This is a genomic window from Dermacoccus sp. NHGro5 (genome assembly GCF_017565385.1).
Classification (GTDB): domain Bacteria; phylum Actinomycetota; class Actinomycetes; order Actinomycetales; family Dermatophilaceae; genus Dermacoccus; species Dermacoccus nishinomiyaensis.
Window position 1 is genome coordinate 47,278 of the sequence record NZ_JAGEKQ010000015.1, and the last position, 12,381, is coordinate 59,658.

At 70.2% G+C, this 12,381-nt stretch carries 11 protein-coding genes; 4 read left to right on the plus strand and 7 right to left on the minus strand.

Annotated elements, in window-relative coordinates:
• Positions 1-483 precede the first annotated feature (483 nt).
• The 3 genes from ahcY to J4Z35_RS07705 all read right to left on the minus strand — a co-directional run bounded on the left by ahcY (position 484) and on the right by J4Z35_RS07705 (position 4,279).
• A complete protein-coding gene (gene ahcY, locus J4Z35_RS07695; RefSeq protein ID WP_074040674.1) occupies positions 484-1,944 on the minus strand; it encodes an adenosylhomocysteinase in 1,461 nt (486 codons plus the stop codon).
• Between the two features lie 158 nt (positions 1,945-2,102).
• Positions 2,103-3,062, minus strand: a complete 960-nt coding sequence (locus J4Z35_RS07700; protein ID WP_074040673.1) for a DUF808 domain-containing protein — start codon at positions 3,060-3,062, stop codon at positions 2,103-2,105.
• A gap of 137 nt (positions 3,063-3,199) precedes the next feature.
• A complete protein-coding gene (locus tag J4Z35_RS07705) occupies positions 3,200-4,279 on the minus strand; it encodes a cation diffusion facilitator family transporter (protein WP_083603935.1) in 1,080 nt (359 codons plus the stop codon).
• Between J4Z35_RS07705 and J4Z35_RS07710 the strand changes: the two genes are divergently transcribed.
• Positions 4,278-5,522 carry a hypothetical protein gene (locus J4Z35_RS07710; RefSeq protein WP_051806022.1) on the plus strand — a complete coding sequence of 415 codons (1,245 nt, stop codon included), beginning with the start codon at positions 4,278-4,280 and terminating at the stop codon, positions 5,520-5,522. The genes J4Z35_RS07705 and J4Z35_RS07710 overlap by 2 nt on opposite strands.
• A gap of 111 nt (positions 5,523-5,633) precedes the next feature.
• On the opposite strand, the gene mtr is transcribed toward J4Z35_RS07710, so the two are convergent.
• Positions 5,634-7,007 (minus strand): mycothione reductase, encoded by a 1,374-nt coding sequence (gene mtr, locus J4Z35_RS07715; RefSeq protein WP_208065478.1) that lies wholly within the window; start codon positions 7,005-7,007, stop codon positions 5,634-5,636.
• A 111-nt stretch (positions 7,008-7,118) separates the two neighbouring features.
• Positions 7,119-7,760, minus strand: coding sequence for a response regulator transcription factor (locus J4Z35_RS07720; RefSeq protein ID WP_040014450.1), 642 nt, complete (start codon positions 7,758-7,760; stop codon positions 7,119-7,121).
• A gap of 57 nt (positions 7,761-7,817) precedes the next feature.
• Between J4Z35_RS07720 and J4Z35_RS07725 the strand changes: the two genes are divergently transcribed.
• The 3 genes from J4Z35_RS07725 to J4Z35_RS07735 are packed head-to-tail and all read left to right on the plus strand — an operon-like array spanning position 7,818 to position 10,079.
• Positions 7,818-8,129 (plus strand): hypothetical protein, encoded by a 312-nt coding sequence (locus tag J4Z35_RS07725; protein WP_131941318.1) that lies wholly within the window; start codon positions 7,818-7,820, stop codon positions 8,127-8,129.
• Positions 8,130-8,149: 20 nt separating this feature from the next.
• Complete coding sequence (locus J4Z35_RS07730; RefSeq protein WP_006944433.1) at positions 8,150-8,554, plus strand: hypothetical protein; 405 nt, start codon at positions 8,150-8,152, stop codon at positions 8,552-8,554.
• Entirely contained in the window at positions 8,502-10,079 is a 1,578-nt protein-coding gene (locus J4Z35_RS07735; protein WP_038568945.1) for a GAF domain-containing sensor histidine kinase, read from the plus strand. Before J4Z35_RS07730 ends, J4Z35_RS07735 begins: the two co-directional genes overlap by 53 nt.
• Positions 10,080-10,183: 104 nt before the next feature.
• On the opposite strand, the gene deoC is transcribed toward J4Z35_RS07735, so the two are convergent.
• Both deoC and J4Z35_RS07745 read right to left on the minus strand, forming a co-directional pair.
• Positions 10,184-10,906 carry a deoxyribose-phosphate aldolase gene (gene deoC / locus J4Z35_RS07740; RefSeq protein WP_006944421.1) on the minus strand — a complete coding sequence of 241 codons (723 nt, stop codon included), beginning with the start codon at positions 10,904-10,906 and terminating at the stop codon, positions 10,184-10,186.
• Positions 10,907-11,022: 116 nt separating this feature from the next.
• A complete protein-coding gene (locus tag J4Z35_RS07745; RefSeq protein ID WP_006944416.1) occupies positions 11,023-12,276 on the minus strand; it encodes an SIS domain-containing protein in 1,254 nt (417 codons plus the stop codon).
• Positions 12,277-12,381: the final 105 nt, after the last annotated feature.

Genomic DNA, 12,381 nt, shown 5'->3' on the forward strand with positions numbered 1-12,381 from the left:
GCCTCACGGGTGAAACGGCGACAGCCACGCGGGCATCACCGCGTCGCAACGTGGACGGCCTGCGTGTCGCACCGAGCGAGGCCCCCCGGGCCGAGCCGGAAGACGCGCCGAACAAGATCGGAGCCGGAACGCGCCGAGACTGGACCGGCGAGCTTGCGAGCCGGCCAGCATCGGCACGTTCCGGATCGTGCGGGCCGCACCACGTCGCAACGTGGACGGCCTCCGTGTCGCACCGAGCGAGGCCCCCCGGGCCGAGCCGGAAGACGCGGCGAACAGGATCGGAGCCGGAACGCGCCGAGACTGGACCGGCGAGCTTGCGAGCCGGCCAGCATCGGCACGTTCCGGATCCTGCGGGCCGTACCACGTCGCAACGTGGACGGCCCGCGTGTCGCAGTGAGACGGGCCCGCCAGGGCCCGGCCACAAGACGCGCCAGAGAGAATCAAGCCGGAGCACTCCCGCTACTGACGCGCGCTTGCGCGCGGTCAGTAGCGGTAGTGCTCCGGCTTGTACGGGCCGGCAACGTCCACGCCGATGTATTCGGCTTGGTCCTTGCGCAGTTCGGTGAGTTCGACGCCGAGGGCGTTGAGGTGGGCGCGGGCGACCTTTTCGTCGAGGTGCTTGGGGAGCGTCTTGACGAGGGGTTTGCCTTTGTCGGTGTAGGCGTTGCCGTTGGTCCACAGTTCGATCTGGGCGATCGTCTGGTTGGCGAACGAGTTGGACATGACGAAGCTGGGGTGGCCGGTGGCGTTGCCGAGGTTCATGAGGCGGCCTTCGGACAGCACGATGATGGAGCGTTCGTCGTCGGCGCCCTTGTCGAACGTCCATTCGTGGACCTGCGGCTTGATCTCGACCTTTTCGATGCCGGGGATCTTGGCGAGGCCGGCCATGTCGATCTCGTTGTCGAAGTGGCCGATGTTGGACACGATGGCCTTGTTCTTCATGCGTGCCATGTGGTCGGCGGTGATGATGTCGAAGTTGCCGGTCGTCGTGACGAAGATGTCGCCGTACTCGCAGGCCTTGTCCATCGTCGTCACCTGGAAGCCTTCCATCGCGGCCTGGAGCGCGCAGATGGGGTCGATCTCGGTGATGACGACGCGGGCGCCCTGTCCGGCGAGGGCGGCGGCGACGCCCTTGCCCACGTCACCGTAGCCGGCGACGACGGCAACCTTGCCGCCGATGAGGACGTCGGTGGCGCGGTTGAGGCCGTCGATGACGGAGTGGCGGGTGCCGTACTTGTTGTCGAACTTCGACTTCGTCACGGAGTCGTTGACGTTGATCGCCGGGAACAGCAGTTCTCCCGCGCGCGCGAGTTCGTAGAGGCGGTGCACGCCGGTGGTCGTCTCCTCGGTGACGCCCTTGATGCGCTCGCCGACCTTCGTCCACTTCTGCGGGTCGTCGGCCATCGTGGAGCGCACGAGGGCCTTGAAGACGCTGAACTCCTCGGAGTCGGCTTCGGTGGTGGGCGGCACCTGGCCGGCCTTCTCCCACTCGGTGCCCTTGTGCACGAGCATCGTGGCGTCGCCGCCGTCGTCGAGGATCATGTTGGGGGCGTCGTCACCGGACCAGGTGAGGATCTCGTTCGTGCAGGCCCAGTACTCCTCGAGGCTCTCGCCCTTCCAGGCGAACACGGGGACGCCCTTCGGGTCCTCGGGCGTGCCGTCGGGGCCGACGACGACGGCGGCGGCCGCGGCGTCGTCCGTCGAGTAGATGTTGCAGCTCGCCCAGCGGACCTCGGCGCCGAGCGCCGTCAGGGTCTCGATCAGGACGGCCGTCTGGACGGTCATGTGCAGCGAGCCGGCGATCTTGGCGCCGGCGAGCGGCTGCGACTCGGCGTATTCCTCGCGCAGGCTCATGAGGCCGGGCATCTCGTGCTCGGCGAGGCGCAGCTGGTGGCGGCCGGCCTCGGCGAGGCTGATGTCGCGGATCTTGTAGTCGAAGGACATGGGGATGTCGTTCCCTTCGGTTGTCGAATGACGTTCTCGATCAGGCGTCGCCGGCGCGCCCCTCTGGGCTGCTTCGCGCATGGGTCATCACCCACGCCGAACGCGTGCTCGTCAGTCTATCCGCCATCACTGACAGGCCGCCCGGGGCGCCGCATCGCTCAGTGCGCGGCGGCCACCTCGCCGCTGCGGCGGGCGAGCGCGGGCGTCACGAGGGCGAGACCGACGAGGACGCCGACGATGGCGCTGATGAGGGTGTTCGTCAGCCAGGCGAGCACTCCCCCAAGCGCTCCGGTGGCGTCGGCCACGGCGTGCTCGACGTGGTGGACGGCGTCGTACGGCGCGTGCCAGCCCAGTTCGGCGGAGTTCGCCAGCAGGATGTGCCCACCGACCCACAGCATCGCCACGACGCCCAGCGTCGACAGGAACGACATCACCTTGGGCATCGCTGCCACGAGTCCACGGCCGAGCTTCTCGTTCTTGCCCGACTCGACGAGGTGCAGGCCCACGTCGTCCATCTTGACGATCAGTGCGACGACGCCATAGACGAGCGCGGTGATGAGGAACGCGACGACGATGAGGACGATGGTGCGGGTGAGGAAGGGTTCGTGATCGACGGTCTGCAGCGAGATGACCATGATCTCGGTCGACAGGATGAGGTCGGTGCGGACGGCCTCGGCGATGACCTTGTTCTCGTCGACGGACTCGGTGGCGACGTCCTCGGCCAGGTGCTCGGCCGGGGTCTCCTCGCGGTGGGCGCGGCGGTGCGCGAGGGCGTGATGGATCTTCTCCGCGCCCTCGTAGGACAGGTAGAGGCCACCGAGGATGAGCAGGATCGTCACCGCGATGGGCAAGAACTGTGACAGCACGAGGATGACGGGCAGGATGATGAGCAGCTTGTTGCGGATCGAGCCCTTCGCGATCTTCGCGATGATCGGCAGCTCGCGTTCCGCGGCGAGACCCTGCACGTAGCGCGGCGTCACGGCCGTGTCGTCGACGACGACGCCCACGGCCTGCGTGCTCGCCTTGCCGGCAGCGGCGGCGACGTCGTCGACGGACGCCGCAGCCATGCGCGCGAGCGCGGCAACGTCGTCGAGCAGTGCGAACAGTCCGCCCGCCATCAGCGCACCTGCGTGCTTCGGTGCGACGGCGGCATGGCGTCAGGCCTCGGGTGCGGAGCGGCGGGCATCATGCGCACAGCCTAGAGAAACCTGGGAGGCTCACGAAATACGCTGAGGGAAGCTATCGACTCCGAGCTTCAGCCCTCGATGCGCGTCGCACCGTGCTGGGTGGAGCCGCCGTTGTTCACCCGCTCGTCGGGCAGGTCGGTGTGCACCGCGGACGAGCGGTGCCCGATACGGCTGCCGACGCGCCCGAGGTCGATGTCGGGTTCGAGGTACATGAGCAACTTCATGTCGGGCTTCGCGGCACGTGCCGCCTGTTCAGCCATGTCGATGGCGTGGGCGATCTCCTCACCCGTGTCGCTCTTGTCGACGGCGAACTTGACGGCGACAAGCAACTCCTCGGGGCCGAGGTGGCTCGTCTTCATGTGGATGACGCGGTTCACGCCGTCCGCCGACTCGATGGCACGTCGGATGTCGCGCACCGTCTCGGGGGTCGCCGCCTCGCCGAGGAGCATGGACTTCGTCTCACGGAACAGGAAGATCGCGACGAGGATGAGCAGGATGCCGATGAGGCCGGCGCCCACGGCGTCCCAGATGCCGTTCTGCGTGACGAGGGCGAGCGAGACGCCGACGAGGGCGAAGACGAGACCGGTGACGGCCGCCGAGTCCTCGCACAGGAGCACGGGCAACTCGGGGCTCTTCGCCGACTTGAGGAACTGCCCCCAGCTCTGTTCGCCCTTCTGCTCGCGTGCCTCCTTGGCCGCCGTCATGAGGGAACGGCCTTCCATGAGGATCGCCAGCACGAGCACGACGATCGGCACCCACCACCAGGCCTCGTCCGTCGACGGCTGCTTCGCGCCGGGCTCGCGCATCTGATGGAACTTCTCGTACGCCTCGAACAGCGAGAACAGGCCACCGAGGGAGAACACGATGATGCTGACGACGAAGCCCGCAAGGTAACGCTCACGCCCGTAACCGAACGGGTGATCCTCGTCCGCGTCCTTCTGGGCCTTCTTGCCGCCGATGAGCAGGAGGATCTGGTTGCCCGAATCGGCGGCGGAGTGGATGCCCTCGGCGAGCATCGAACTCATGCCGGTGAGCAACCACGCGATGATCTTCGTGACGGCGATGCCCAGATTGGCGGCCAGCGCGGCGAAGATCGCCGTGTTGTTGCCGCTGTGCCCGCCCGATCCGGCTTCCTTCTCGTCACTCATGCCCCCGAGAATAGGTGGCGACTCTCGCGCCGCCAACCGCGACGGCGCCGTCACACCCCCTCGATCCAGCGAAGAACCCGCCGCGCCGACTCTGCTCTACCTCAGCGAATCCGACGTCCGGGCAGCGTTCACGGCAGACGTCGCGCACGCCTCGCAGCACGCGGCGTTCATCGCGCTCGGACGCGGAGAGGCGCTGCTGCCCGCACGTCTGCTGCTGCCGGGGCGCGGCGACGACGTCGCGTTCTGCTACGCCGCGCGGGCCGAGGCGAGCGCACCGGCCGTCAGCAAGTTCGGTTCGGTACACGCCGGCAACGTCGACGCGGGGCTGCCCGCGGTGCACGCGCTCGTCACGGTGCTCGACCCGACGACAGGTGTGCCGACGTGCGTCATGGCAGGCACGACGCTGACGACACGCCGCACGGCGGCAGCGAGCGCCGTCGCGATGGAGGCGTTGTGGTCGCCTGACTCGAGCGGGCGCGACGACGTCCGTGTGGCCGACGGCGCAGGTGTCGGTGCCCGGGACGGCACCGGTGTTCATGTCGCGATCGTCGGGAGCGGCGTGCAGGCCGAGGCGCACGCGCACGCGTTGTGCGCCGTCGGCGGTGAGCACACGGTGGGTCGCATCCGGCTCGCGGCGCGCGACCGCGCGAGTGCCGACGAGTTGGTCGCGCGCTGGCATACGACGAGGCCCGAGGGCGCACCCGACATGGAACTCGTCGACACGGTCGAGCAGGCGTGCGCGGACGCCGACGTCATCGCGGTGTGCACGACGTCGACGACGCCCGTGCTCGAGGCGACCTGGGTGCGTGACGGCGCCCTCGTCATCTCCGTGGGCTCGTTCAGCGCCGAGCGATCCGAGGTGCCGAGCGACCTCGTCGCTCAGGCACGCGTCGTCGTCGACGACCGCGAGACGGCACTGGCCGACAACGGGTGCGTCGTCGCGGCCCTCATGGCCGGGGTGCTCGAGACCGGCAGCGTCGAGACGCTCGGCGAGGTGCTCGTGCGCGACGCCGCACATGCCGATGACGATGACGCAGAACGTCACGTCTGGAACGACGACTCCTCGAACAACGGCGTCACCAACCACGGCGCCGCCGACAGCGACGCAGGCGCCCACGGTGAGCGTCGCCCGCGCGTGACGCTCTACGCCTCGGTCGGGATCGGGTTGCAGGACGCTGCCGCGGCCGTCGCGGTACAGGAGGCCGCCCAGCGCGCCGGGGTCGGGACGCCGCTGCCGCTCTGACATCGCTGCCAGGGCTCACTCGCCGTCGCACCCCGGGGTTCATTCGGGGCGCATCCTGGGGCTCAGTCTCGCCGTCGCACCCCGGGGTTCATTCGGGGCGCATCCTGGGGCTCAGTCGAATTCGAGCCCCAGCAGCGCGTTCTCGAGCACCTCGGTGAGCGCCGGGTGAATCCAGTACTGCCCGCGTGCCATCTCGTCGGCGGTGAGCCCGAACGACATCGCCTGGACTGCAGGCTGGATGACGATCGAGGCCTCCGGGCCGACGAGGTGCACGCCGAGCAGCTTCTTCGTCGCCTTGTCGGCGATGACCTTGCAGATGCTCGTCGTGTCCTCGAGGGCCCAGCCGTAGGCGATGTCGCCGTACTTCTGCACCTTCGTCGTGATGGCGTGCCCGCCCTCGCGCGCCTCGTCCTCCGTCAGCCCGACGGTGGCGACCTGCGGGTGCGTGAAGACCGCCGCCGGCACGACGTCGTGCGGGAACGCGCGCAGGTCGTCGGGGTGGACGAGGTTGTGCGCGACGCAGCGCTCCTCGGCGTTGGCGACGTGCTTGAGCTGGTAGCGCGAGGAGCAGTCGCCGAGTGACCAGACGCCGTCAGCGCCCGTGCGTCCGTACTCGTCGACGACGATGCGCCCGTCGTCGCGCACCTCGACGCGGGTGTTCTCGAGGCCGAGGTCGCCGGTGTTGGGGATGCGGCCCGTGGCGACGAGGAGCATCTCGCCCTCGACGACGCGCCCACCTCTCAGCGTCACGCGGATCGTCCCGTCGCGCTGTTCGATCGACTCCATGACCGCATCACGTTCGAGAGCCCACTGGTCGGTGGCGGCGTGGGTGAGGACGCGGCTGACGTCGTCGTCGGCGTGGCGCAGCACGCGCTTTCCGCGTGCGAGCATCGTCACCTCGACGCCGAGGGACGAGAACACGTGGGCGAACTCGAGGGCGATGTACCCGGCGCCGGCGATGACGAGCGAACGCGGCAACTTCTCGATGCGCATGATCGTGTCGCTCGTCTCGTAGGGCACGCCGCTGTCGGTGACGACGGGCGGGATGTTGGGACGCGCGCCGGTCGCGATGACGATCTGGTCGCCGCTGATCTCCTCGTCGTAGCCCTCGACGCGCAGCGTGCGGTCGCCGGTGAAGCGCGCGTGGCCGCTGAACACGGTCGTGTTGCCGTCGTCGCTGCCGCGCTCGCGGTACGCGCGTCCGCCCGCGGAGATCGCGTCGATGCGCTCGAAGACGCGGTCGCGGATGTCGTCCCAGCGCACCTGATCGACGTGCGCGTCGACGCCGAGGCGCGACGCCTCCCGCGCGCTGCGCGCCACCTCGGCGGCCTGGACGAACATCTTCGTCGGGATGCAGCCGACGTTGAGGCAGGTGCCGCCGAAGACACCCTTCTCGATGACGGCGACGCGCTTGTCGGCGAAGTCGGGCGTCACGAGCGAGTTGCCCGAGCCGGTGCCGATGATGACGAGGTCGAAATGAGCCATGCCCCAACCCTAGGCGCAGGCGGGGACAACCCCGGAACGCCGGGCATTTCTTCTCACGGACCTCTCTGCGCGAGCGAGCCTCCCGAGCCTCGAGGCGTCGAACGATGGGCGTCAGTGCGGGTGGCGCAGGCGCTCCATGAGGACGGCCGCCTGCGTGCGCGATTCGAGGCCGAGTTTCGCGAGCAGGCTGGTGACGTAGTTCTTCACCGTCTTCTCCGCGAGGTGCAGGCGCCCCGCGATCTGACGGTTCGTGTACCCCTGCGTGATGAGGTCGAGCACGCGCTTCTCCTGCTCGGTGAGCGCGGCGAGTTCGGGGCTCTCGAGGGCACCGTCACCGCGCAGGCGCGCGCGGATGACGTCGGCGTCGGCGGTGTCGAGCAGCGACTCCCCCGCCGCGACGCGTTCGATCGTCTCGATGAGGTCGGCGCCGCGCACCTGCTTGAGGACGTACCCACTCGCGCCCGCGAGGATCGCGGCGAGCAGGGCCTCGTCATCGTCGTAGGAGGTGAGGATGAGGCAGCGGATGTTCTCGTCGACGCTGCGCACGGCGCGGCACACCTCCATGCCCGTGCCGTCTGGCAGCCGGCCGTCGAGGATGGCGACGTCGGGGCGCGCCGCCGGGATGCGCCGCGTCGCCTCCTCTGCGCTGCCGCTCTCGCCGACGACCTCGCAGCGCCCCGATGACGCCAGCAACTCGGCCAGGCCGCGACGGACGATCTCGTGGTCGTCGAGCAGATACACGCGCACAGTCATGACCCCATTGTGGCCGCTGCGTTGAGTTCGCGCCGCGCGCTCCCCCAGGATGGGCGCATGACGGACTTGACCCTGGTCTCGTTCCAGCCCGTCAGCCGCGTCGGCGTCACACGCCACCCACGCGATCTCGTCACGATCGCGGAAGATGAAGCCCTCGACCGGCCCGGGCAGCGGCCACCGCACCGGATACCCCGACACCGGCTGCTGCTCGCACAGCAGCCGCACGAGCGCGTCCCGATCACCGTCGTCACGCAGCCGAATGTCGACGCCCATGCACAAAACACGGCGCTGACGCCGCGTCAGCTCAGGAGGTTCCTGCCACATCACCGGCGCGCAGGTGAGGACGAAGGTCCCCGGGCGCTGCGGTGAGGCGCGGGTGAGGATGAAGCATGCCCTCACCGAGCGAACCGACACCGGAGCAGATGCTCGATGCCATGGGACGGACCGGTCGGGCGCACGTCAGCGTCTCGCGGGGTGCTCTTCCGTTCGTCATGCCCTGTGGCGTGCGTGTTACGGGTGGCGACGTCGTCGTCGAGACGGCCCACCCGAGCGTCACACGCGGCGCGCAGCGACGCGACATCGCGGCCGTGCAGGTCGAGGCGCTCATCGACGGAACGTGCTGGTCGATCAGCGTCACCGGCCCGCTCGCCATTCGCTCGACGTCGGATGCACCGCAGCGCGGCGATGTCGTCCTGCCGACGCGGGAGGCTCTGTTCAGCGTCGAGTGCCTATCATCGGCGCATGGTCACCGCGTCGATCCGCTCCTTCGATCCGGTCTTGCCGAACGAGCCTGACGAGGCTCTGCTGGCCGCCGTCATCGAACTGAGCAAGGATCTCGAGCTCAAACCACTGCTGCGCCGATTCGTCGAGACCGCAGCGGAACTCACCGGCGCCCAGTACGGGGCGCTCGGCGTGCTCAACGCCGAGGGGCGCTTCGACGACGTCGTCATCCACGGCATCGACGCCGAGACGGCCGCACTCATCGGCGACGGCCCCCACGGCGAGGGCGTCCTCGGCGCGATCATCGCCCACCCGCACACGCTGCGCGTGCCCGACATCGCCGCGCACGAGGCGAGCGTCGGCTTTCCCGAGCACCACCCGCCGATGTCGTCGTTCCTCGGCTGCCCCGTCGTCATCCGCGGGCAGGTCTACGGCAACATCTACCTGACGAACAAGCGCGACGCCGAGGAGTTCTCCGCCCGCGACGAACGGGTGCTCGAGGCGCTCGCGTCGGCCGCGGCGTCCGCCATCGCGCACGCTCGGACGCTCGCCGAGGCGGGGGCCCGCGAGCGCTGGCACCGCGCGGCGGCCGAGGCCGCGCAGCTCCTCTCGCAACTGCCGCCGGCGCAAGCGTGGCCGCAGGTCGTCGCGCGGTTCGACTCGATCCTCACCGCCAACCACGTCGAACACGTGCCGGGTCACCGCAGCGCAGCGCGCCTCGGCGACCTCGCCGAAGAACTGCTCCTCGCGCCGCGCGCACGATTCTTCACGCACGACGTCGCGGCGCGCCTCGTCGACGAGCGCATGCGCTGCGCGATGGTCGTGCCGCTCGCCAGTGACGGCGAGAACCCGGAGCTGCTGCTGTTCGCCTGGGACCGCCCGACGCTTTCGCTCGACCCCGAACCCATGGAGGCCATCGGGCAGACGATCGCGGACCGACTCTCGGTCGCGACGTTGCTCGCCTACCGGCACGCCGAGGCCGAACGCGTCGCCATCCTCGAAGATCGCGACCGCATCGCGCAGGACCTGCACGACCACGTCATCCAACGCATCTTCGCCGCCGGCATGCGCGTGCAGAGTGCGCTGCCGCGCATCGACGACGAGGTCGCCGTCGAGAAGCTCGACGCCGTCATCACCGACCTCGACGAGACCGTCACCGACGTGCGCCGCGCGATCTTCGACCTGCACACCGGTGGCGCCGCGTTGGCGCTCGCGCACACCGTCGACCAGCTCGCCGCGCAGGCGCAGGACGCCCTCGGATTCGCGCCGAGCGTCAGCGTCAGTGGTGCCTACTGGACGCTCGACGACGCCCTCGTCACCGACCTGCTCGCCGTGATGCGTGAGGCACTGAGCAACGCGGCGCGGCACGCGCACGCGAGCGCCGTGCGGGTCGTGCTCGACGTCGGCGACGAGGTGCTCGTCAAGGTCACCGACGACGGACGCGGCCTGCCCGAGCACCTCGAACGACGCTCGGGGATCGCCCACCTCGTCGCGCGGGCCGAGCGACTCGGCGGCACCTGCGTCATCCGCGCGAGGCGCAGTGGCGGCACGGCCGTCGTGTGGCGCGTGCCGAACCGTCGCGCGGCTGTGACGCCCTGACGGGCTGGGCTCAACCGCAGCGAGACGTCACCCTTCGCGCGAGCGCGGTCGGAGTTCGGGCGCTTCAGGCATGGCGTGACGCCTGACGTACTGGCCGCGGCGGGTCAGTAACCGGCCGCGGCCTGCGGGGCGTCCGCGCCGGTGGCGTCGCCGTCGAGCCCGTCGAGAACCACCCGAGTACCCGAGAGGCCGAGACGGCTGGCACCGGCCGCGATCATCGCGTGGGCGGCGGCAGCGTCGCGGATTCCGCCGCTGGCCTTGACGCCGATGTCGGGGCCGACGGTCTGGCGCATGAGGCGGACGGCGTGCTCGCTCGCACCGCCGGCGGGGTGGAAGCCGGTGGACGTCTTGACGAAGTCCGCGCCCGCCGCGACGGCAGCACGGCAGACGGCGACGATCTCGTCATCGCTCAGTGCTGCGGATTCGATGATGACCTTGAGCACGCGGCCCTCGGTGGCCTCGCGCACGGCCCGCACGTCGGCCTCGACGTCGTCGAAACGCCCGTCCTTCGCGGCGCCCACGTCGATGACCATGTCGACCTCGTCAGCCCCCCGCGCCACGGATTCTGCGGCCTCTGCGGCCTTGACGGCGCTCGTGTGCTTGCCGCTGGGGAACCCGCAGACCGTCGCAACCTTGACGCTCGTCTCCACGGGGAGCATCGACGGCGACACGCAGATCGAGTACGCGCCGAGCGCCTCGGCCTCACGGGCGAGGGCGTCGACGTCCGCGCGCGTCGCCTCCGGCTTGAGCAGGGTGTGGTCGACGATCGACGCGACGTGCGCGCGGTCGAACGGGGAGCCTGATGAGGACGAAGCAGCGGTGTTCATACCACTCAGCCTACCCAGTGACGGGACGGGAGGATGCGCCCGTCGCAGGCCGCACTCCGCCTCGTCGGCCGCGCCTCGGGCATATGGGTCTGACCGCGAGCCCGCGCGCTCGGACGTCAGCGGCCGAGCCGGTCGCGCAGTTCGGTGACGTGACGCGAGACTGCGGGGTCGAGGCCCTGCCCGAGCGCGAGGTACGTCGCAGTGAAGTCGACGCGGTGCATGAGCTGCGCGGCCCGCGCGATGGCCGGGCCTGCGTCGGGATGCATCTCGACGACGACAGCTCCCGCCGCGCGAGCGCTCTCCTGGATGCCGCTCGCGACCCAGGCCAGTGCTCCCACGCCACCGGTGCCGTTGCCGCCCAGCCCACTCGCTCCGCCGGGCGCATCGCTGACGAAGAAGCCATCGGCTCCGTCACGCGCCGCGCCGGACCCGCCCGTCGCGTCCGAGTGCAGCGTGAGGAACCCGAGGCTCGGTTGGCGCGGGGCGTCGAGGAACGGGTCGGCGAAGATGTCGTCCGGCGCGGAGACGGCGCCTTCCCCCGCGCCGGCAGTGAACGGGCCGTCGAGCGTCGCGACGAGGTCGGCCGCGTCGTCGGGCAGCTCACCCCACGTCATCGGCACGCGCGCCGTGCGGGCGAACATCGACGAGGCCCGACGCGCCGCGAGCGCCGCGACAGGGCCGTCGGCGAGGGCGACGGGCACCGTCCCGGCGAGCTGGAGCGCGGCGAGCTTGGCCGGGTTGACGAAGTGCTCCGACGACGGTCGCAGCGTCTCCGATTCGGCATCCAGCATCGCGGCGGCGACGAGCAGGTCGTCGTCGCTGACGTCGACCAGCCCCAACCGACGGGCGCCCATGAGCACGGGGGTGAGCAGCGACCACAGCGAGGTCCGGCTCGAGACCCGCCCGCGGCCGACACCGATGTGCACGCCGCGAGCGCGGGCACAGACGTCGGCGAGCGGCGAGTCGTCGGCACCGACCGTCAGTAGCGACGCGCCCCGCCGTGCCGCCTCCGCAGCGAGTGCGAGCGGCCCCTCAGCGCGCCCGGACAAGGAGACCGCGATGACGAGGTCGAGCGGCCCGACCCAACCGGGCAGCGGCACGTCGCGCCGCGTCATGACGGGCACCGGCGAACTCGGCTGCGCGAGAGTCTGCAACACATCGCCGACGCGCTCCGACCCGCCGAGCGCCCCTACGAGAACCGAACGCGGTCGTTCGTACCCGGCGACGTCGTCGATGCCCGCTTCGCGCGCGAGCGTCAGGGCCTCACGCACCTGCGCGCCCGCCGTGGCGAGCGCACGCAGCGATCCGCGTGAGTCGCAACGTTCGAGGTGGCCGGCGTCGTCGAGCCAGCTCTCGTCGAGATGGGCCATGACTTCTCCTCGGCTCGGGGGTTCGTCTCAGACATTCGGGGCGCGGCGACGCCGCCGTCGTTGCTCACGTCGAGCGTGTTCGCGGGCCGCGCGGTCGATGACCGC